This is a genomic window from Microcoleus sp. A003_D6, assembly GCF_036702825.1.
In the GTDB taxonomy this organism is placed as follows: domain Bacteria; phylum Cyanobacteriota; class Cyanobacteriia; order Cyanobacteriales; family Microcoleaceae; genus Microcoleus.
The window spans coordinates 1-23094 of the sequence record NZ_JAUBWA010000113.1 but is presented as its reverse complement, the minus strand read 5'-3'; the positions used below and the strand labels follow the sequence as shown (position 1 = coordinate 23094).

Annotated in this window: 9 protein-coding genes and 3 pseudogenes; 7 read left to right on the top strand and 5 right to left on the bottom strand. The window is 44.9% G+C overall.

The features are described from left to right. Nucleotides 1–70 precede the first annotated feature (70 nt). Both QUB70_RS25135 and QUB70_RS25130 read right to left on the bottom strand, forming a co-directional pair. Nucleotides 71–904 (bottom strand): WD40 repeat domain-containing protein, encoded by an 834-nt coding sequence (locus QUB70_RS25135; protein WP_332984146.1) that lies wholly within the window; start codon nt 902–904, stop codon nt 71–73. Further along, entirely contained in the window at nt 897–2420 is a 1524-nt protein-coding gene (locus QUB70_RS25130) for an ATP-binding protein (RefSeq protein ID WP_332984145.1), read from the bottom strand. The genes QUB70_RS25135 and QUB70_RS25130 overlap by 8 nt, the downstream gene beginning before the upstream one ends. A 190-nt stretch (nt 2421–2610) precedes the next feature. On the opposite strand from QUB70_RS25130, the gene QUB70_RS25125 reads away from it, so the two are divergent. After that, nucleotides 2611–3384, top strand: a complete 774-nt coding sequence (locus QUB70_RS25125) for a CRISPR-associated protein Cas4 (RefSeq protein ID WP_332984144.1) — start codon at nt 2611–2613, stop codon at nt 3382–3384. 360 nt (nt 3385–3744) lie between these two features. On the opposite strand, the gene QUB70_RS25120 is transcribed toward QUB70_RS25125, so the two are convergent. Together QUB70_RS25120 and QUB70_RS25115 are read right to left on the bottom strand one after the other, a co-directional pair. Further along, nucleotides 3745–4071 carry a (2Fe-2S) ferredoxin domain-containing protein gene (locus QUB70_RS25120; protein WP_332984142.1) on the bottom strand — a complete coding sequence of 109 codons (327 nt, stop codon included), beginning with the start codon at nt 4069–4071 and terminating at the stop codon, nt 3745–3747. Nucleotides 4072–4128: 57 nt separating this feature from the next. Then, nucleotides 4129–5343, bottom strand: coding sequence for an RNA-guided endonuclease InsQ/TnpB family protein (locus tag QUB70_RS25115; protein ID WP_332984140.1), 1215 nt, complete (start codon nt 5341–5343; stop codon nt 4129–4131). A gap of 316 nt (nt 5344–5659) precedes the next feature. Between QUB70_RS25115 and QUB70_RS25110 the strand changes: the two genes are divergently transcribed. The 6 genes and pseudogenes from QUB70_RS25110 to QUB70_RS25070 form a co-directional block, all read left to right on the top strand. Further along, nucleotides 5660–6121 (top strand): CBS domain-containing protein, encoded by a 462-nt coding sequence (locus QUB70_RS25110; RefSeq protein WP_332984147.1) that lies wholly within the window; start codon nt 5660–5662, stop codon nt 6119–6121. Nucleotides 6122–6265: 144 nt separating this feature from the next. Then, complete coding sequence (nblB, locus tag QUB70_RS25105) at nt 6266–6940, top strand: phycobilisome degradation protein NblB (RefSeq protein ID WP_332984137.1); 675 nt, start codon at nt 6266–6268, stop codon at nt 6938–6940. Between the two features lie 659 nt (nt 6941–7599). After that, nucleotides 7600–8901, top strand: a complete 1302-nt coding sequence (locus tag QUB70_RS25100) for a CAP domain-containing protein (protein WP_332984136.1) — start codon at nt 7600–7602, stop codon at nt 8899–8901. 718 nt (nt 8902–9619) lie between these two features. Then, a complete protein-coding gene (locus tag QUB70_RS25090; RefSeq protein WP_332984135.1) occupies nt 9620–15898 on the top strand; it encodes a trifunctional serine/threonine-protein kinase/ATP-binding protein/sensor histidine kinase in 6279 nt (2092 codons plus the stop codon). Between the two features lie 75 nt (nt 15899–15973). Beyond that, nucleotides 15974–21755, top strand: a pseudogene (locus tag QUB70_RS32775) (trifunctional serine/threonine-protein kinase/ATP-binding protein/sensor histidine kinase). 74 nt (nt 21756–21829) lie between these two features. Next, a pseudogene (locus tag QUB70_RS25070) lies at nt 21830–22099 on the top strand (hypothetical protein); the annotation flags it as partial. A gap of 211 nt (nt 22100–22310) precedes the next feature. Here QUB70_RS25070 and QUB70_RS25065 read toward each other — a convergent pair. Next, nucleotides 22311–22998 (bottom strand): annotated as a pseudogene (locus QUB70_RS25065) (ISAs1 family transposase); the annotation flags it as partial. Nucleotides 22999–23094 lie beyond the last annotated feature (96 nt).

The window sequence follows — 23094 nt, the reverse complement described above, 5'->3', positions numbered from 1 at the left end:
CCTCATTCTCTCCCGGCGCGGTGGCTCTAGTTCTTCTTTTGCCACCGTTCTCATCTTTAGTTAGTCTAAACTACAGTTTGAGAGCATAGGCACCAAAAGCCGAGATAACCAACTGCCCATCTGGGGTAATTGCTACTGACCAGCCATTACTTGTTGGGTCTTTGAAGGTTCGCTCTTTGGTCGTATTTTTTAAGTTCCAGACACTGACAGCATCAGCCGAGGCAGAAATAGCGCGACAGCCCTTTGGCGTTATTGCAATTGCCATTGCAGATTTGGCTACTATTGCCGTCATCTCTATTGTATGGTCTTCAAGAGTTTGTAACATTTCCCCAGTCTTCAGATTCCAGATTCTAAGAGTTCGATCAACTGAAGCGGATATAGCGTGTTGTCCGTCTGGTGTTACTACTACATCTGTAACGGTTCTGGTATGACCTACCAGAGTTCGTACCAATCGGTTGCTAGGTTGCGTTAGGCTGGGGGTCAAGGGGCGCAACTTGGTATGTAATTGACACTGCTTTGCTGCCTGTTCCAATAGTGGTTTAATCTCAGATGCCTCCAATGGCGACAAGCGTCCCAGCAGTTGTGCCGTTAATCGCGTATTATCCTGCTCCAGGATATGCGCGGACAACCGCAGCGCACTTTGAATTATTCTCAGATTCTCACCCTTACTCTTAACCCACTCTTCAGAATTTAAGATGTCAGGAGTGAAAGCCAAGTCATAATCCTCAATCAGTGGTTGTGGCCCTAATTCAGAAATCTTAGCTTCAATGAAATCAAAATCTGTTAGCAGGATGTACAGTCGATCTACTTGTGAAGCCTGTGCCAGCAGCTTTGGTAGAGCCTTCAATTTATAAATTCGGCTGCCTTGCGGTAGTTGCTTTAAGCGTTCTGCTAACCTACCCATCGCCGTACAACTCCTGCCATTCACTATCTGGCATTAGGGTTTTTATGTCCTCAATTGTTATCCCTGCTGCCTTTACATCCTCGCGGTTTTCGAGAAACCGACGGTAGCTATCATGATAAAACCTGTAGAAGGTTTGCCCGTACATGATTGGGTTGTGTAAAAACTGTTTCCATTTCTCAAGTACGTATTGCACGTTAAATTCAGCCTCTTGTTCTCCCGTAGACTTGATGATTTGAACAATGTCCCTATAAGGGATAGGTTCGGGATTTTCTGATAGGACGTAGACAATTCTGAACTTGGTGAGCGGTGGCGGGTCGCTGGTCATGCCCATGAGTCGCCAATGATCTTTGTAATAATTTTCTAGACCTTGGGGCAAGCTTTCGATAGTTGAGTCTTGGTAAATCCCATCCTCAATTTCTACTAGCACGCAGCGCAGATACATAAAGTTGTTTTCGCTCTTGTCGGCTAGTTGGGTGATGAAATCTTCCACTGTCAAGCTGTTAGCCTCAATCCACTGGCGCAGTCGCTCATGCTGATTAACGTGCTGCCGAATATAGGTCTGGACATCTTGTAAGCTACGGTCAGCGTATTCCTTTGCCATCAGGTCAAACAGGTGCTTCGGCGTGTCAACCACAAAGAGAAGATCGACCCCCCGCCGCCGTGAAATCACGAAGTAAACATTCTTGGGCAAGTAGCGGGGCAGGTATAGGATGTTGGCACTTTTGTCCTGGCTCTCCAAGTCAACCTCATCCAGCGCATCGACAACAATTACCAGTCGTTCTCCCGGCTTGAGTTGTTCGCTGACTTCAGACAGTAATTTTTCCAAGAAAGCCTTGTTTTGATTGGCATCGGGCGGCAACTCCGAGTAGGGCAAGCGGTATTTGGCGATCAGTTGCGTGCAGACACTCTCTAGGAATTGGCTAGTGCGATTGATACTTCCCAGGCGATCGTTGAAATGGGCTACGCATTCATGTCGTCGGACGTACTCGGCGAGTATTGTACTTTTACCCATGCCCGGGTCGCCTTCGATGGTGAAATAACCATTGGGCTTGTTGGTCAGGAAATTTTCAATCTTATCGAAGACGTATTGGCGGCCTACGAAACCTTCTGTCTTAATGTCAATCAGCGATCGAAACTGTCTGCGCCAGTCTATAGCTGTCGCGTCCACAACGGTTGCGGTGGAAGAATGGGAGTCTGATTCCTGTATCACTTGCTGCTCGTCGTACTTGCTTTCTAGCCATTTTCGTAATTTTTTTGCTTTGTGTGGGCCAGCGTTAATGAGTTCACGAGAACCGTTTGGTTTTTGTTTACCCCAAGTAAACTTGCCATAGATGCCTTTCCTTCGTTTTTCATAAGCTGGCTTATCTAAGCCTTGATTTTCTAAAAAAAGTTTTTCCATCTCCTTCTCAGCCTTTTGTTTATTTTCCTCATCAAAGCGAATTAGAAAAACTTCTGTCTGCTCGGGAGATAAATCAAAATCATCAGCCATTACTCTCAAAAAATTAATCCATGACATAAATAGTCTCATTAACAGTAGGAAATATTTTAGATTAGGATAAATTTCCCTCTCTAAGTGTAACTAACCTTACACTTAATTGGATTCTAAGTGTAAGCAATCGGTAACTGACTTTGAGAAAAATCAAGTTTATTGTGGATTGAAAGGTAAATTCAATAACCCCTCCCAGTGAATTTGAGGCATTCAAATTATGGAAATACGACAACTTTCTCTTTTTCCCGAAGCATCAGGACAAGCTTTCTCAATTTCTTCCCCTCGAAAATCAAAGACCACTCAGCAATCAACATCTACCAAACTCCTCAAGGAAACCAAAACTACTCAACCCGCTGCTAAAAAACGTTCAAAACCTTTTATCTGGGTGACTGGGCTTTCTGGGTTAATGGCTCAAGAAAAGCAGTGCCAGTTCACAGCATGGTCGTTGGCTCACTACCAGTTCCCCAAACAACCCAGTGATTTTGACTCCTCTGCACATGACAAGATGGTAATCCAACAGAAAATGCAACATCAAGCCCAAGGGTCTGCTGTGTACGTTGAGGATGATAACTCCTTCACAATTAACGGCAAGACTTGCGACATCGGTGGCAAGCCGGACATTGTAGTGAATGATTTTGGTCAGATCATCATAGAAGATTGTAAATCCGGCAAGCAGAAAATTGCACACAAGTATCAAGTGCTAATTTATATGCTGCTGTTTCCTCTCTCGCCAAAAGGCAAACTTCTCTGCCAAGGTCAGACTCCCGCAGGGCGGCTGGTGTATCCCGATGAAATAGTAGAAATTTCTCCATTAGATGTTGACAGTGAATTCAAGGATTTCTTCCTCCAAACTGTTGCCATAATTAGTGGATCAACTCCTCCACCTCAAGCGCCAAGTCACTGGGAATGTCGCTATTGCAACGTTCCAGCAGCCTATTGTCCAGCACGAATTGAGCTAGGTGCGGATACAGGCAAACACGACCTCTTTTAAGGCGTAGATAGTCGCGACCCTCTCTCTGCCTGACAGTCAGAGGGTTTTTACCTCAGAGTAGCGGTCAAAAAGTATGTTCACACCTCCGGTAAGTGAAAGAATAGAACAGTCCCAGGCGGTCTTCAACTTAAGTGGACACCCATGATGTCAAGTCGTGTCTCTCAATATATCGCGTGCTATTTATAGCAACAAATTGCAGAAAGGGTAGAAGTTGCTGTCATTTTAACCTAATTAGCAAGAGCAAAATTTTCTCTGATTCACTTTGTCCGGTTTAGCTGCCTACCAGCTTATTACCCGAATAATTTGGAAGGGTAGAGAATGTGGATGTGGTATTAAAAATTCTACCGAATCAAGTCAAAACTAATAATAATAACGCATATGAATTCTCGGATTGAAGAGCGCCTCTACAGGTTTTCCCTCTTTGAGGTGTTCTTCCACAATCAACGGTACATCACTCGGTTTAACTCGACAATACCAAATGTTTTCTGGGGTAACTAGCACAGTCGGGCCAATGTTGCACTGTCCCAGACAACTACAGGCCTCCACTTTCACCCCTGCAACTTGTTGGGCTTCAAAAGCAGCTAGCACTGCTGCTGAACCATTTTTCAGGCAAGATTGATACTGGCAAACCAATACACAGCGCGGTTCTGGTTGGGAGTCTGGTTCTGGGGCTGGAGATTCTGACATCGGTAAGGATTTATCGGCTGTTTAATATATCTTAACAATCTTTTGACATACCCCAGCCTAAAGGCATGGGGATTCTTTCTTCGCAGGGATTCCGACGAATTTACCCTCAGAAAGCATCTTGACCGTATGCCCTACGGCTGCAAGTCCTCTAATTAGAACTACTTGAGCTGCTGCAACATCTCTATCTGTCGTATAGCCACAATTTGAGCATGAATGAGTACGTTCACAGAGCTGCTTCTTACCTGTTTCTGTTAAACAGTGGGGACAAGTTTGGCTTGTCTTGTAGGCGCTTACCTTCTGAAAGTACACGCCATATTTCAAACAAGTTTGCTCTAGGATAGTGAAAAACTGACCCCAGCTTGCGTCTAAGCAGTGTTTCCCCAGCATCGCCCTAGAGAGCCCAATCAGATTCAGATCCTCAACGAAAATCATTCCCACGTTTTGGCAGATTTGATGAGATAATTTACGATGCCAATCTTTCCGACAGTTAGCAACGTACTCATGCAGCTTTGCGACATTCTTCTGAGCTTTACGCCAATTGTTAGAACCTAGTTTTTTACGACAGACACGTTGTTGCAGCAATTTAAGCTTGCGTTCTGCGTCTTTAAAAAATCTTTGGCGCTTGACTAAAAGACCGTTAGAAGTTGCTAAAAAATTAGTTAGTCCCACATCAATTCCGATACCTTCACCGTGGGGCATTAGATTGGGTACTGAAACGTCCCATTGTAGGGTTAACATCACGTACCAACCGCTAACCCTACGGACTATCCTTGCTTGCTTAATCGTTGCACCATCAGGGATAGTCCGTGATTGATGGAACTTAACCAAACCAATTTTAGGGAGCTTCACCGCTTGATTTTGGACGGGGTTAACCCCCAATTGTGGGAACACAAACGATCGCATTGTTCCTGCTTTCTTAAAGCGGGGAAAACCGTGTTTTTGTTCCCACATACTCACAAACGCTTTTTCAAGCCTTTTGAGTGTTTGCTGTAAGACGTGTACTTGGACGGCAGCCAAAGTGGGTATGTTTGCCCTAGCCGTAGTTAAACTTTTGCACTGGCTTGCATAAGTTGGTCGTTTTGTTTGGGCTGGAATGATGAACTCAGAGCGGATAGAGCAAGCGTTAATTCGACAACTACGAGACTCAAACCAATGTTTACGCTCTGCCAATGCGTAGTTGTATACGCGACGGCATTGTTCTAGCCAATCTTCAAAGATTGCTATTTGTCCTGCCGTTGGTTTGAGTTTGAATTCGTAGGTTAAATTAAACATTTGCTCTATCCTCCTACCTGATTATACCACAACCATGAGCGAACGTCGGAACGCTTTTTCAAGAAGTCTAATTAAAGCCAGCCACTGAAGAAGGGGCTTGCACCCAAATTCCCGGTCAGGTCGATCGCCCGCGTGCGATCGACAAACGACAGAATTCCACACAGGCGATGAAAAAAACAGCAAAATTCTGGCACTCAAAATTTTTCCTTCCTTCTACCTTCTAACGAACCCCTTCAGCAGAGCTGCCTTTCTTCAGTCTGTGCCGCCATTTCCCGATATGATCGATTTAGAGCAACAACTAAATCAACCGCTAATCATGCCAAAAACTGTAGCCGATGTAATGAGCCGCGAGCCGATTTTGGCGCGACCCGAAATGCCCTTGAACGAAGCGATTAAAATTTTAGCCGATCGACGCATTAGCGGTCTTCCCGTCGTAGATGAGAATGACTTGTTGGTAGGAGTCATCTCCGAAACCGACTTGATGTGGCGCGAAACTGGCGTAACTCCGCCCGCTTACATCATGGTGCTCGACAGCGTGATTTATTTGGAAAATCCATCTCGTTACGAGCGAGAGCTCCACAAAGCTTTAGGACAAACAGTAGGAGAAGCGATGAGTACAGAGCCAGTTACCATCGAACCCGACAAATCTGTCCAAGAAGCTGCCAAACTGATGCACGATCGCAGTATCCACCGATTGCCGGTGGTCGATACTGCGGGCAAAGTAATCGGCATCCTCACTAGGGGAGATATTATCCGATCGATGGCGGCCGAATCTTAATTAACTTTTGCAGTTCCAGGACTGTATCAGAAAATGAGTCGTGAAGCGAAGCTATCCCGTAGGGAATCGCTCTTTCAATCTCGCTGACTTTTGGCAATTACCAATTACCAAATCTAAAATCTAAAATCTAAAATCTAAAATCCGATGAGCATTACCCCTGAGTCTGTCGAACAATTGCTGAATTCCGAGGATTTTGGCGAAAGACTGCGAGCAGTCAACCAACTGCGGCAACTAGAACCCGCGATCGCCTATAAACTGATTCAAATTGCGATCGGCGACAAAAACGTCCGGGTTCGCTACGCAGCAGTCAGCCAATTATCAACCCTCGGTACGCAGAATCTGCCGAACGCTTTAGAGGTACTGTTAAACAGCTTGAACAACGACCCCGAACCCGACGTGCAAGCAGCAGCAGCCGATGCTTTGGGCGCATTGAAATTAACCGAGGCTTTAGAAGATTTGCAGCAAGTTTATAGCAGTACCTCTGAATGGCTGGTGCAACTGAGCATTGTCGCTGCTTTGGGAGAAATGGGAGATCCGAAAGCTTTTCCGATTTTAGAAAATGCCCTGACTTCTGAAAACGAATTGATCCAAACCATTGCCATCAGCGCATTCGGTGAATTGGGAGATCGACGGGCCCTGCCGCTGCTGCTTCCTTACGCTTCCAATGCAGATTGGCAGATCCGTTACAGAGTTGCCCAAGCTCTCGGGCGGTTGGGCGGTACAGAAGCAGAGGCGGCTTTAGAAATTCTCGCCAAAGATGAGGTTGAGCAAGTTGCTCAGCAGGCTAAAGTCGGACAAGAAAATAGTTTGAAATCTTGAGATTGCTTTGGCGATCGCGAACAACGAACCCTGCGCGGTTGTGAATTTTGAATTAATTTAGAATTATTTCTGATACCAATTTTTTATGAGGCCCCGTAGAATCCGATCCCCCCTAGCCCCCCTTAATAAGGGGGGGACAAGATTCTTCTCAAAGTCCCCCTTCTTAAGGGGGATTTAGGGGGATCGAGATATGTGCAACTTCACATTAAATTGGTATGAGGATTCTATTAAAAACTAAGTTCGCGATCCGCAGAATTCATAAACCCGGTTTCTGCCTATATTTCTCGTGACAGTCGGCAAAACTCGTAGAAACCGGGTTTCTAGCCAGCCAGCCCGCTGGCTGGGTGCGTAACGTAAACCTTACTCATCAGGAAAAATCTAAAATCTAAAATCTAAAATCTAAAATTGTATTGATGTCACGGGCGATCGCAAAATCCCTGAAAACTCTCCTCAAAGTCGCACTTTTCCCTTTCCCAACCAGAGCCGGGATCTTGACATCCGCACTTTGACAAAAGCTATAATCAAAATAGATAAAGCAGCGGCAGGGATTAACACAATTATTGAATTGTACCCAACCAGCTAGCGATCGGGGAAACTATCGTTAAGACGGTAAGCCATCTACCAGCTTTCGCCAAGTCTTAAAACTATTTATCATCCCCATGCTCGAACAACTACAAAATTCAGCTTCTCAGTCCTCGGACATTTTAACAGGAGAGCGATCGGCCTCTCAAGTCGCACCAACTACAACCAATCAAAACTTTATTTATAGAGTTTTAGAACTTACCAACATAGAACGCAGCAAATTGAGTTTGTCCCCGCTAACCTTAAATACTCAGTTACTAAATGCGGCGGAAACTCACAGCCAAAACATGGCACTGCAAGACTTCTTTTCTCATACCGGAAAAGATGGTTCGTCATTAACCAGTCGCATTACTACAACGGGCTATAAATTTTCGGAGGCAGCGGAAAATATTGGTGTGGGATATTCTACACCAGAACAAGTCATAGCAGGGTGGATGAACAGTCCCGGCCACCGTGCCAATATCCTCGATCCTAAGCTGAAAGAAATTGGGATCGGTTACTATTTCTTAGCCGACGATACTGGTACAGAAAATTGGAATCACTATTGGACGCAAGTTTTTGCTACTTCTCTTGACGGTAGTGTCAATCCCGCACCAACTCCCACACCGACTCCCACACCGACTCCCACACCAACTCCCACACCAACTCCCAACACATTGGTAGCCATTACTTCGCCGATCGCCAATGCTACAGGGGACGGCAGCCCGACGACAGCACCCAAAAATACAGCCAGCGACGGCAATTATTTCCTATCTGACAGTGGGGATACTCTGTTGCCGGCAAATTCTGCCGGATTGCCAATTTTTGCCCTTTCCGGCAAAGATAATATCAGCGGGGGAGAAGGTGCTGATAGCATTAATGGAATGCAAGGTGCAGATACAATTAGCGGCGCAGGTGGCAATGACAGCTTATCGGGAGGCAAAGAATCAGATTCAATTGATGGCGGTATTGGCAATGATTTTATCAGCGGTAACAACGATAACGATCGACTAATCGGATCTGACGGTAACGATACTATTCGCGGCGGCAAAGAAGATGATGTCTTGATTGGCGGTAACGGCGACGATTTGTTGGCGGGCGATCGCGGTCAAGATATTCTGACAGGCGGCGGCGGAAATGATACGTTTATTCTGGCTGGAGGTTTATCGGCTTCAGCTACTTTAACAAATGCTGATGTTATTACCGATTTTGTTGCTGGGGATAAAATTGGTTTAACCGACGGTATCGCATTTGCAAACTTGACTTTTGAAGCTGTGAGTTTGCAGTTGGATGCAGGTGCAAGCATCGCTTCTGCGGCAATTAAGTCAGGCAACAATTATTTAGGAATCGTGCAGGGTGTAAGTCAAAGTCAGCTTGCGGCGATCGTTTTTGTTACATGAGTGCGAGTAGATAGGGACTTTTGCACTTTTTCACCGCAGTTAGAACAATTTTGAGACGTGTGATGGGGAGCATTGGTGTCAACTTAAACCGAAAGCCCGCCAGGGACTGAAGTCCCTGGCTAATAGCTAAACTCCTCTTGCATAGGACTGAAGAAGAAAGTTTAAACTCATCAGTCCTCCTAGGGAGGAATTTAGCTTTGAGACAGGGGTTTTAACACCTGTCCGACTCTCTGTTTGGCGTTAAGTTGACATCAATGGATGGGGAGGTATCCCAACAGTTACTTTCCCGTATTTCAACCCAAAGTATTCTAACCAACACCGAAAAACGTACCAGCCAGCATCAATTATAAACTAATACCATTTCTCTAAAATCGTGCAACACTCTTCGACCCGCCTAGCCCCCCCGCTGCATTGCCGGGGGAACAAGAATACTGTTGCATTCTTTTTTAAAATTGGTATAAGTATCGCAGTTGCGTATTTTTTAGCTTAATTTGAAATATCCGTAAATGTACTGTACGCGGCGCCGTGCTTACTTACTTAGGCTCAACAAACAGCGTTATTGCGTGAATTATTTGTAAATAATTAATTAAGATAATCTTAACTCAGCCCCAGGAATGTTACTTTAGGAATTAGATTGTGTTATTCTTTTTCCCCCTAAATATCAAGCGGGGAATTCGGCGCAAGGAAACTGATTTTGTAAGATAAATTGAGGGGTTTTATGCTTACGCTCCGCGCGATCGCCCTTGACAACTATGACATCACGGAGCAACTCTACTCCGGCTCCCGCACGCTCGTATACCGGGCACGGAGAACAGCAGACCAGCAACCCGCAGTCATCAAAGTGTTGAGGGAGGAGCATCCTACCTTCAGCGAACTCGTGCAGTTTCGCAATCAATACACCATTGCCAAACATCTGAGCTCGATCGGCATCATTCAAGCCTACAGTCTCGAACCCTACCGTAACGGCTACGCTCTGGTGATGGAAGACTTTGGCGGCATCTCGCTGCGCCAGTTCGCGCTGGGCAAACCCCTGGGCCTCAATGTATTCTGCCCGATCGCGCTGCAAATCTCCGACATCCTGCACGACCTCTACCTTAACCGGATCGTCCACAAAGACATCAAACTTGCCAATATCCTGATTAACCCAGACACCAAGCAAGTCAAGCTAATTGACTTCTCCATTGCCTCGCTGCTGCCGCGCGAAACGCCAGAAATTCAGAGCCCGAACATTCTCGAAGGTACTCTGGCTTACCTCTCCCCCGAACAGACTGGACGCATGAACCGGGCAATTGACTACCGCAGCGATTTCTACTCACTGGGCGTGACGTTCTTTGAACTGCTAACGGGGCAACTGCCCTTTGGGTCCAGCGATCCGATGGAATTGGTGCATTGTCATCTGGTAAAGCAACCGCCATCCATCCACAGCCTCAATCCCGCTATTCCACCGATTCTCTCGGAAATCGTCGCCAAGTTGATGGCGAAGAACGCCGAAGACCGCTACCAAAGCGCATTAGGGCTGAAGCATGACCTGGAACTATGTCTGACTCAATCTCAAGAGAAGGGAAACTATGCCCGGTTTACGCTGGGACAGCGCGACATATCCGATCGCTTTTTGATTCCCGAACGTCTCTACGGCAGAGAAGCGGCAGTCGTTGAGGTGCTGAGTGCGTTTAACCGCGTCAGTGAGGGCAAGACTGAACTGCTGCTGGTTGCGGGCTTTTCTGGTATCGGCAAGACAGCCGTGGTTAATGAAGTACACAAGCCGATCGTCCGTCAAAGAGGCTACTTTATCAAGGGCAAGTATGACCAGTTCAACCGCAACATTCCCCTGTCTGCGTTTGTGCAAGCCCTGCGGGATTTGATGGGACAGTTGCTGAGTGAAAGCGACGAGCAACTGTTGCAGTGGAAAAACTGCATCCTGAACGCATTGGGTGAAAACGGGCAAGTGGCGATCGAGGCGATCCCAGAATTAGAGCGCATCATTGGCAAGCAACCGCCCGTTCCTGAACTCTCAGGCAGTGCCGCGCAGAATCGGTTTAATTTTCTGTTTCAGAAGTTTATTGGGGTATTCGCGACTAAAGAGCATCCACTGGTGATGTTTTTGGATGACTTGCAGTGGGCAGATTCGGCTTCCTTGAGCTTGATGCAGGTGTTGATGAGCCAGAGTGAAATCGGCTACCTGCTGCTGATTGGAGCGTATCGCGATAATGAGGTGTCGCCAGCGCATCCTGTGATGCTGACGCTAGGAGAGATACAGAAGGCAGAGGCGATCGTCAACACTCTGACGCTGGTACCCTTAAATCAAGCAAATGTGCATCGTTTGATTGCCGATACCTTGACTTGTTCAGCAGAAATGGCTTTGCCATTAACTGAATTAATCTACCAAAAAACTCAGGGCAACCCGTTCTTTACCGCGCAGTTTCTCAAGGCGTTGTATGAAGATAAACTGATTAGCTTTGATTGGGGTGCAGGCTATTGGCAGTGCGATGTGTCGCAGGTGCGATCGCTCGCGCTCACGGATGATGTTGTAGAGTTCATGGCAATTCAGCTTCAAAAGTTGCCAGAAGCCACTCAAAATGTCCTCAAACTTGCCGCGTGTATTGGCAATCAGTTTGATTTGGATACGTTGGCGATCGTCTCAGAACAATCGGAAACCGAAGCCGCAGCGAATTTGTGGAAGGCATTGCAGGAAGGGCTAATCCTGCCGCTAAGCGAAATCTATAAGTTTTATCAAGCAGACGGTCATCGGGAATCGGGAATCGGGAATCGGTATGAATCAATCCCATCACCCATCACCCATTCCCCATTACTGACCTACAAGTTTCTGCACGATCGCGTCCAACAAGCCGCCTATTCCCTGATTCCCGAGGCACAAAAAGGAATTACTCATCTTCGCATCGGACAACTTTTGCTGGGGGGCACTCGCATTGAAGAGCGAGAAGAGAAAGTCTTTAAAATCGTCAGCCAGCTCAATCAAGGAAGCCATTTAATCACCAAGGAGTCTCAACGCGAGGAACTGACACAGTTGAACTTAATGGCTGCCCAAAAAGCCAAAGTCTCAACAGCTTACGCCGCAGCAAAGAAGTATTTAGCAAAGGGATTGGAGCTTTTAAGTTCCGACTGTTGGCAAAACCAGTATCTTCTAGCTAAAGCTCTCTATGAAGCAGGTGCAGAGGTTAACTATTTAAGCGGTGACTGCGAACAAGCGAACAAACTGATCGATAGTGCTATGCAAAATATGGATATTTTGCTAGACAAAATCAAGCTTTATCAAGTTAAAATTCAAATCTTAATTGCCCAAAATCAGTTGGCTGAAGTCACAAATATTAGCTTGAAGGTGCTGCAAGAATTAGGAGTCTTTTTCCCCGAAAAAATTACCTCAAACGATGTTCGACAGGCGATAGAGAAAACCAGACATTGCATCTTCTCTCGCAGCAGGGAAGAGTTACTTAACCAGCCGGAAATGGACGATCCCGCAAGCATTGCCATCATGGATCTGCTAATGCTCATTGTACCAGCAGCTTACTTCACTAATATCAGACTGTTTGTTCTGATTCTCTCCCAAAAGATAGAACTATCCATCCAAAAGGGTCGCCTTGCTTGGTCTCCCTACGCTTATGCTTGCTTTGGATTTATGCTGGTCGATATGGATGAAATTGAAGAAGGCTATTTTATTGGTAAACTTGCCTTAGATATAATTTATAATTATAACTATAAAACCGTAAAATCTAGAGTTCTGGAAGTATTCAACGGTCACATCCGATTCTGGAAAGAACATCTGCGGGGAACAGTTCAACCTCTCCTAGAAGGATATCAAGCGGGAGTTGAGACAGGCGATCTAGAATATGCTTCCTATTCGGCTTTAATGTACTGCTATCACTCTTACTTTCTGGGCAATCCTTTAAGCGAGGTTGCCGAAGAAATGAAGAAGTACGAGCTGGCCATCCAAAAGTTCGGTCAAAGTAAAGCATTGTACTGGCATCAAATGTATCACCAACCTGTCCTAAATTTGCTAGGAAGGGTTGACGATCCTTGTGTGTTGACAGGTGAAGCCTGTGATGAAAATCAAACAATTGAGTTTTTGCGCTCTAATAATGATTTTACTACTTTGGCAGTATTTTACGTCCAAAAGCTCAATCTTTGCTATCTGTTTGAGAGTTATGCGCTGGCACTGGAGGCGGGAAATCAAGGTGCAAGTCACCTGAAGAATATATCAGCAACGCCAACGATAGCGATTTATTATCTTTACGATTCTTTGGTGAAACTCGCTGTTTGTCCTGAACTGGCTAGTTCCAATCCAACTGCTTATGCTGAATATTTGGCAAATGTAGCAGCAAATCAAGCCAAGATGCAGAACTGGGCAGCTCGCGCTCCCATGAATTTCCAGCACAAATATGACTTGGTGGAAGCAGAGCGGTACCGTGTTGGGAACCAGAGGGGAGAAGCCGTAGAGTTGTACGATCGCGCGATCGCCACCGCCAAAGCAAACAAATACACCCAGGAAGAAGCCCTCGCCAACGAACTCGCCGCCAAATTCTACCTCGACTGGGGTAAACAGCGCATCGCTCAGGAATACATGACCGAGGCATACTATTGCTATGCTCGTTGGGGTGCTAAAGCCAAAGTCGCAGACTTAGAAACCCGTTATCCTCAACTGCTTGCCCCAATTCTTCAGCAAGCTCGCTCTGCCTTTTCAGTCAATGAAACTGTCTTCGCCGCGGGAACAGTTACCTCCACCAGTTCTTCCTCCAGCAGCATCTCAGATTCCCTCGATTTAGCTGCTATTCTCAAAGCCTCCCAAACCCTTTCTGGGGAAATTGAATTAGGCAAACTCCTCTCGACTCTGCTGCAACTCGTCATCGAAAATGCAGGAGCCGACAAGTGCGTGCTGGTGCTGATGCGAGACGATCGCCTGTTAGTCAAAGGGCTTGCCACCGTCGGGGCAGAACCCATAGTCTTGCAACGAATTTCAGTGGAGGAAAGCCAGGATATCCCCCTCAAACTGATTTACGCTGTCAAAAACCGCTTAGAACCTGTCGTGTTGATGGATGCTGCTGCTAGCACTGAATTTGCCAGCGATCCTTATTTCCGGCGGCAACAACCCAAAAGTATTTTGTGCAGTCCCATTTTGCATCAGGGAAAGTTGCTCGGTATTGTATATCTGGAAAACAATCTGACGATCGGTGCCTTCAGTCGCGATCGCCTGCATATCCTCAACTTGCTTTGTGCCCAAGCCACCATCTCTTTAGAAAATGCTCGGCTCTACCAGCGATCGCAGGAATACGCGCAAGAGTTAGAACAATCCCTAGAAAAATTGCGTTTGACTGAAGCCCGCTTTCAGAAAATGGCGGATAACCTGCTTGGAATGATTTACCAGATTCGGCTCGCTCCTGATGGTTCGATTTCAGTACCCTATGTTAGTTCTGGTTGCGCGACTCTCTATGAGGTGACACCCGAAGAGTTGATGACGGGAGCAAAAGACTTTCAAGCGATGCAACACCCCGACGATCGTCCAAGAATCACCCAAGCATTCATACATTCTGCTCAAACCCTAACGCCATTTAAACACGAATGGCGGATTGTTACCCCGTCTGGCAATCTGAAATGGATTCAAGTCGCATCCCGACCAGAATTGCAAGCCGATGGATCGATTGTGTGGGATGGGATGACGATAGATATTAGCGATCGTAAACGAGCCGAAGCCTCTTTAGCGAAAGAACGAGAGTTTTTGAATGCCATAATTCACAATATTACAGATGGAATTGTGGTCTGTGATGCCAGCGGTAACTTGATCTTATTCAACAATGCAACGCGCGAGTTTCATGGCTTACCAGTGGAATCATTACCGCCACAACAGTGGGCAGAATACTTCGATCTCTATCAACCGGATGGCAAAACACTCTTATCAAAAACGGAAGTTCCTCTGTTCCGTGCCTTTCAAGGGGAAATAGTCGAAAATGCAGAAATGATTATTGCGCCGAAGCAAGGTTCTACCAGATTTTTGTTAGCTAGCGGGCAAGCGATCTTCGATCCTTTGGGCAACAAAATTGGTGCGGTAGTGGCGATGCGAGATATTAGCGATCGCAAAGCCGCTGAACTCGCCATTCAGCAAAAATCGCAAGCTTTGGAAGAGGCCATAACTAATTTACAACAAGCCCAACTGCAAATAATTCAAAGTGAAAAGATGTCTGCCTTGGGTAATTTGGTAGCAGGTGTGGCGCACGAAATCAATAACCCGATTGGTTTTATTGCTGGCAATTTGCAACCCGCTCTGGATTATGTTAAAGATACTTTTGGATTGATCGATTTGTATCAGCAAGAATATCCCAATCCCAGCGCCATAATTCAAGAAGAAATTGATGCGATCGAGCTGGATTACCTGCGCGAAGATTTACCCAAACTGATTGGTTCGATGCAACTGGGAGTCGATCGCATTTGCAGCATCAGCACCAGCCTCCGCACCTTCTCTAGAGCCGATAAAGACTACAAAGTTCCGTTCAACATTCACGAAGGCATTGATAGCACGATTCTGATTCTCAAACACCGCCTCAAAGCTTCGGAATCTCGACCCGCGATCGAAGTTGAAACTAACTATGGAAACATCCCCATCCTGGAATGTTTTCCCGGACAACTGAATCAGGTTTTCATGAATATTCTGGCAAATGCGATCGACGCACTGGAAGAAGCCAGCCAGAAACGCACTTTTGGAGACATCGCAGCCAATCCGAACCGAATTGAAATCCAAACAGAATTGGATGACTCGGGTCAACAAGCGATCGTTCGCATTCGAGACAATGGAATGGGAATGTCTGAGGTAGTAAAACAGCGAGTATTTGACCATTTATTTACGACCAAAGCCGTTGGTAAAGGCACCGGGTTGGGATTGGCGATCGCCCGTCAAATTGTCCTCGAAAAACATGGCGGTTCCCTGAACGTTAACTCTATACTAGGAGAAGGCACAGAATTTCTCATCGTCTTACCCATCAAGGCGGCATAAACAAGTTAATTATTCCCGCTCCTTCAGACTCATTTAACCCATTTGTCACCGATTAATTATCAAAGAACAAAGACCATGAATTACTCCGAAAAAAACAGCAATCCTGAGACAAATGTTCAAATTCCCAACTATCACATTGTCTCCACAGTTTATTCAGGAAGTCGCACCTTAGTATATCGGGCATTCCGTACCAATGACCAATTACCTGTCATCATCAAACTCCTGAAAAACGACTATCCCACCTTTAGCGAACTGGTACAGTTTCGCAATCAATACACCATTGCTAAAAATCTCACCTCACCTCTGATCGTCCAAACTTATAGTCTGGAACAGTATCGAAATAGCTATGCGTTAGTCATGGAAGATTTTGGGGGTATTTCTCTTCACGAATGGGCCCAGAAAGAGAAAAACACCTTCTCATTGACAGAGTTTTTACAGATAGCGATCGCACTGTGCAATGCCTTAGATATACTGTATCGCGAGCGGATTATTCACAAAGACATCAAACCCAGCAATATTTTGATTAATCCCGAAACCAAACAAGTTAAATTAATTGACTTTAGCATTGCTTCCTTGTTACCGCGAGAAACGCAAACATTAATCAATCCCAATGTGTTAGAAGGAACGCTCGCTTATATCTCCCCCGAACAAACCGGGAGAATGAACCGGGGAATTGATTATCGGACTGACTTTTATTCTTTGGGTGTAACTTTCTTTGAATTACTCACAGGAAAATTGCCATTTTCCACAAATGAAGCAATGGAATTAGTGCATTGTCATCTTGCTAAAACAGCAGATATTGTACGTGAAATCAACCCCATTATTCCATCAGTGCTATCAAAAATAGTCCAGAAATTGATGGCAAAAAATGCTGAAGACAGATATCAGAGTGCATTAGGATTGAAATTTGATTTAGAAACAAGTTTGCAGCAGCTAAGAGCAACTGGTGAGATTGAAGACTTTGAAATTGCCAAGCGTGATGTGTGCGATCGCTTCATTATCCCCGACAAACTCTACGGACGAGAAACCGAAGCAGAAACTTTACTGCAAGCATTTGAGCGAGTCAGTCAGGGTGCAACAGAAATGATGCTGGTAGCAGGTTTTTCGGGTATTGGGAAAACCGCCGTTGTCAGCGAAGTTCATAAACCCATTGTGCGACAACGCGGTTATTTTATCAAAGGAAAATTTGACCAATTTCAACGCAATATTCCATTCAGTGCTTTTGTACAAGCATTTCGGGATTTAATGGGGCAATTATTCACAGAAAGTGATGTCCAACTAAAGCAATGGAAGAATCAGATTTTAGAGGCTGTTGGGGAAAATGGGCAAGTCATTATTGAAGTCATTCCCGAACTATCAAGAATTATTGGCGAACAACCACCAGCAGTAGAATTATCAGGAACAGCAGCCCAAAATCGCTTTAATTTACTGTTTCAAAAATTTACTCAAGTCTTCACCAGTGCCGAACATCCCCTAGTGATATTTTTAGATGATTTGCAATGGGCAGATTCAGCATCACTGAATTTAATGCAGCTATTAATAGCTGAGACAAGTTATCTTTTCATCATAGGTGCGTACCGTGATAACGAAGTGACACCAGGACATCCATTAGTATTGACTTTGAACGAACTACAAAAAACACTTTTCACAATTAACACAATTACTTTAGCACCATTAAGTCAAGCCACAATCAATCAATCAATTAGTTGCTGACACGCTCAAATGTTCAGAAGATTTGGGATGGAATCTTTCTAGATTAACCTCTAAAAAAACTCAGGGAAATCCATTTTTTGCCACACAGTTTCTCAAAGCATTGTATCAAGAAAAATTTATTCAATTTGATGTGGAGTTAGGCTGTTGGCAATGTGACATAGCACAAGTGAAGACTGAAGCGGTTACGGATGACGTTGTTGAATTCATGGCGTTGCAGTTAGGAAAACTACCGCCCTCGACTCAAGATGTATTGCAGCTAGCTGCTTGTATTGGCAATTCTTTTGATTTAGAAATATTGGCAATTGTTTCAGAACAATCAGAAATTGAGACGGCGGCTGCTTTGTGGAAAGCACTACAAGAAGGGTTAATTTTACCGATTAGTGATGTTTATAAGTTTTATGTCGGGCAAGAAACTCAAGCAATTCCTCAAGAAAATCAACAAACTGTTACCTACAAATTCTTACATGACCGAGTACAGCAAGCAGCTTATTCCTTGATTCCAGAGGATGAAAAACAAGCCACCCACCTCAAAATCGGGCAGTTACTTTTGCAGAATATATCGGCACAAGAGCGAGAGCAAAACCTGTTCAACATCATTAACCAGTTGAATGTGGGAATTCCTTTGCTACAAGATGCCAAAGAACGGGAAGACCTGGCTCAGATGAATTTAGCGGCGGCGCAAAAAGCCAAAGCATCGGTGGCATACGATGCCGCTTGTAATTATTTGCAAACTGCGCTTGGTCTAATGAGTGCCGAGGCGTGGCAAACCCATTATTCACTGATGCTGCAACTGCACACCTTGCTGGCGGAAGTTTACTATCTCAATACCCAATTTGCTGCTGCCGAACAGCAGATTGAAATCGTCATCCAGCAAGCCCAAACCATTCTCGATCGCTTGAAAGCCTACGAGATTCGGATTGGACTGTTGGTTGCCCAAAAACAGTTTCCCGCCGCGTTAGATGTGGGTCTAGAAGTGCTGGCATTACTGGAAATTACCATCGACACTGCTCCCTTACCCAACATCGATATCGATCGGCTCTACATTCTACCCGCCCTCAGCGATCGCCGCATCCAAGGAGCTTTGAGCTTACTGAGTAATCTCTGGGCACCAGCCCTCTTTACCAATCCTGAATTATTGCCTAAAGTAATTGTGACGATGCTGAATCTGTCCGTCACTCATGGCAACTCAGCCTTGGGTGCATTAGCTTATTCGCTCTATGGGATGTCGCTCTGTGCCACCGCTGCCGATCTCGAATTAGGTTATCGCTTTGGTACATTAGCGATGTATGTGTTGGAGCAGAATGAAAATGCTGAGTTGACCTGTAAAGTTAATAACGTCTTTCATGGTTTCATTCGGCACTGGAAAGAAAGAGAACGCGATCGCATTGAGTGTCTGGCTAACAGTGTTCAAACAGGATTAGAAACAGGTGATGTTGAATATGCTTGTTATTGTGCATCTCAGTATTGCATGAATATTTGCATTATAGGAGAACCATTTGCTAATTTTTATAAAAAACAAGACTACTACATTCAACTCACCCATAATTTGCAACAGGAAATCTCATACTTTATCACTTCCTTGTGGGGACAGTTTGTCGAAAATTTGATGGGGGATGTGGCTGACCCCAAACAACTGATTGGGAAGAGATTCAACGAGCAGGAACAAGTGGCTCCGATGGAGGCAGCCCAGGCCTTTACAGCACTCTTTTTGTTCTATACTGCAAAAACCATCTTGCATTATCTATTTAATGATTACGAGGTCACGCTTACCTGTGCCGAGTTGGCTGCCCAATATGAACAGGCTATCGGTGGATCGTTCGTCCTGACTCAGGTTCCGTTCTATCGGGCATTAGCCCTGTTGTCCCTGCATCCTACTGCTGATTCTGCGGTGTTAGCCCAACGGTTAGCCGATGTGGAGCAGCAACAGCAACGGCTCACTCTCTGGGCTACCCATGCACCGGAGAATTTTCAGCACAAGGTTGATTTAGTTGCGGCTGAAACCGCGCGGGTGCTGCACCAACGAGCAACAGCGCTGGAACTCTACGATCGCGCCATTACTGGTGCCAATGTCAACGGTTATACCCATGAAGAAGCGTTAGCTAACGAACTCGCCGCCAAGTTTTACCTCGATTGGGGCAAAGAAAAAATTGCCCAAGACTACCTCACCCATGCCTACTATGGCTATTCTCGCTGGGGTGCAAAAGCCAAAGTCGCCGACTTAGAAACACGCTATCGGCAATTACTTGCTCCGATATTACAACAAACCCGTTCGACCCTTTCCACGGATGAAACCATCTTCACCACCGGGACTGTCACATCTGCCAGTTCTGCCACATCCAGTAGTAGTGCTTCTATGGCTCTAGATTTAGCTTCCATTCTCAAAGCTTCCCAAGCTATTTCTGGCGAAATCGAACTATCCAAACTGCTTTCATCGTTGCTTTCCATTGTTATTGAAAATGCGGGGGCTGATAAATGCGTGTTAATGCTGTTGCAAGACAATCATCTATTAGTTAAAGGCGCAATTACCCAGGGAACACAACCGATTGTATTGCAAAGTCTTCCCATTGAAGACAGTCAGGATATTCCCCACAAGCTCATTTACAATGTCAAGCGCAACAGGCAGACTATTGTGCTAGTTAATGCGATCGCAGATATCACCTTAGCCAATGACCCCTATATCATCCGTCAGCAGCCCAAAAGTATCTTGTGTAGCCCGATTTTGCATCAAGGTAAATTACTGGGCATTTTATATCTCGAAAATAAGTTAACAATGGGGGTGTTCACGAGCGATCGCGTGGAACTGCTAAATTTACTCTGTGCTCAAGCGGCAATTTCTTTGGAAAATGCTCAATTGTATGAGCGATCGCAGGAAAATGCCCAACAGCTAGAGCGATCGCTTTGGGAGTTGAAGGCCGCCCAGTCTCGCTTTCATAACTTAGTAGACAACGTGCCGGGAGTGGTTTATCAATATCGGATGAATCCTGATGGGGTTATATCGTTGATCTACATCAGTGCCGATTGTTACAGCCTGCTCGAAATTACCCCAGAGCAAGCTATGTCCAATTGGCAGTTTTTCCAAAATATAGTGCATCCAGATGACATCGCCAGTTTTCTAGAGTCCCAAACTCAAGTCATTCAAACCCGATCTTCTTGGCAATGGGAAGGGCGAATTGTCACCCCCTCTGGAATCGTCAAATGGATTCATGGCGAAGCTCAAATCCAAAGATTCGCCGATGATTCAGTAGTTTGGGATGGATTATTTTTGGATATTAGCGATCGCAAAAAAGCCGAACTTGCCTTGCAGCAAGCTCAACTCCAAATAGTCCAAAGTGAAAAAATGTCAGCACTGGGTAACTTAGTCGCCGGAGTTGCCCACGAAATCAACAATCCCGTCGGCTGTATTATTGGCAACGTTGGTGCTGTCCAAGATTCCATCAATGACCTATTTGGGTTGATTGACCTCTACAACGAGAAATTTCCCCAACCTGGGGCGGAGATTGAAGAAGAATTAGAGACAATCGACCTGGAATATTTACGGGATGATTTACCCAAGTTAATTAGAGCGATGAAGGATGGAGGCGATCGCATCAAGTCTATCAGCAAGAGTCTCCGTACTTTCTCCCGTGCCGATAGCGACCAAAAACAAAAATTTAACCTCCACGAAGGAATTGATAGCACCATCTTGATATTACGCCATCGCCTCAAGGCTAATGACACTCGTCCCGCGATTGAAGTTGTCACAAATTACGGTAATATCCCTGCGATTGATTGTTTTCCCGGTCAGTTAAATCAGGTATTTATGAATATTCTTGCTAATGCGATCGATGCTTTAGATGAATCAAATAAGGGACGCAGTTATGATGAGATTAAACAGGCTCCCAATCGCATTACAATTAGCACATCTCTGGAAGATAAGTATGTCAGGATTGCGATCGCTGACAACGGACTGGGAATTTCCGAAGCAGTAAAAGAAAGGATTTTTGACCACTTATTTACGACGAAAGCTGTAGGGAAAGGGACGGGATTGGGATTGGCGATCGCCCGTCAAATTGTCGTCGAAAAACATAGCGGTTCCATCCAAGTCAACTCTATACTAGGAGAAGGAACTGAATTTCTCATCGTCTTACCCATCAAGGCAAAATGACAAGTTAATTTTTCCCGCTCCTTCAGACTCATTTAACCCATTCGTCACCGATTAATTATCAAAGAACAAAGACCATGAATTACTCCGAAAAAAACAGCAATCCTGAGACAAATGTTCAAATTCCCAACTATCACATTGTCTCCACAGTTTATTCAGGAAGTCGCACCTTAGTATATCGAGCCATCCGTAACAAAGACCAATTACCTGTCATCATCAAACTCCTGAAAAATGACTATCCCACCTTTAGCGAACTGGTACAGTTTCGCAATCAATACACCATTGCCAAAAATCTCACCTCACCTCCGATCGTACAAACCTACAGCTTAGAACCCAGAGGGAACGCATCTTATTGAACACTGTTCATCGGTGGTTAGTATATTTTAAGATAAATTCACCATTTTCCGAAGCTATAGACACACTTTGTAATGACTTTTTAGACAAAAGAGGAACTGATTAATGCTGGTTTTTACTTGCTGCCATTTTTGAGGCAATAAAAAGCTTACAACCACTGTTGATAAGTTGCATAATAGTTAGTAATGAGTTATTTATGAGAATTTAGTCAACTGAAACAGCGAGAATTTTGGTCAAATAGTCATCATCCCACCCGGCTCGAAGTCGCTTATTCTTTGCTCCAGTTTTTGAGGTTGTTTCTCTTGTCAAAAGATTGAGAGAGATGTGTCTAAGAATGGCAAAATTTTGCGGAGCATTATCTTTTCTAATCCGACAATCATCTTCACAAAAACCCACATCTAATACCCAATGTAAAGAATTTTCTATCCCCCAATGACTGCGGACTGATTCGCCAAATTTTTGAGCATTTTTTTCTAAGCTACTAATGTAATAGCGAGTTTCAATAGTTGTTTTTCCCTTCACTATTCGCACGGATTCTCTCATACCGATACTGTGAAGTTTCTCCCACTTATTGTCGGGTCAACTAACTCTTTTATATCACTTAACATTAAGTGATCTCGAATTTTTGAGCGACCATAATTACTCTCTTTTTTTGTCGAGTAAGCTGTCGTGTAAAGCCAGAAAATCCTTTTTTTATTGCTTGTTTAAACAGCTCTTCTACTCTGGCATACAGAGATGGCTGGTTATTTTTTAATGTGATTGCGTAATCTCCTCCTTGTTCGACAATTGACTTCACAATTGACCTCTGACAGCCCAGGGCATCAATAGTGACAATGCTTCCGTTTAATTCTAATACTTTGAGTAAGGCCGGAATTGCTAAATACCGTTCACTTAAGACAGATCCCCCCTAACCCCCCTTAAAAAGCTATGCTTTATAAACATCTTTCTTAACAAAAAGTTTGACAAAAATCAACGTCTGTGCTATCAC

Coding starts and splice junctions, on each gene's coding strand:
- QUB70_RS25115 (WP_332984140.1), bottom strand. CDS start 5,343: ATGTTTAATTTAACCTACGAATTCAAACTCAAACCAACGGCAGGACAA.
- QUB70_RS25090 (WP_332984135.1), top strand. CDS start 9,620: ATGCTTACGCTCCGCGCGATCGCCCTTGACAACTATGACATCACGGAG.
- QUB70_RS25100 (WP_332984136.1), top strand. CDS start 7,600: ATGCTCGAACAACTACAAAATTCAGCTTCTCAGTCCTCGGACATTTTA.
- QUB70_RS25110 (WP_332984147.1), top strand. CDS start 5,660: ATGCCAAAAACTGTAGCCGATGTAATGAGCCGCGAGCCGATTTTGGCG.
- QUB70_RS25130 (WP_332984145.1), bottom strand. CDS start 2,420: ATGTCATGGATTAATTTTTTGAGAGTAATGGCTGATGATTTTGATTTA.
- QUB70_RS25135 (WP_332984146.1), bottom strand. CDS start 904: ATGGGTAGGTTAGCAGAACGCTTAAAGCAACTACCGCAAGGCAGCCGA.
- QUB70_RS25125 (WP_332984144.1), top strand. CDS start 2,611: ATGGAAATACGACAACTTTCTCTTTTTCCCGAAGCATCAGGACAAGCT.
- nblB (WP_332984137.1), top strand. CDS start 6,266: ATGAGCATTACCCCTGAGTCTGTCGAACAATTGCTGAATTCCGAGGAT.
- QUB70_RS25120 (WP_332984142.1), bottom strand. CDS start 4,071: ATGTCAGAATCTCCAGCCCCAGAACCAGACTCCCAACCAGAACCGCGC.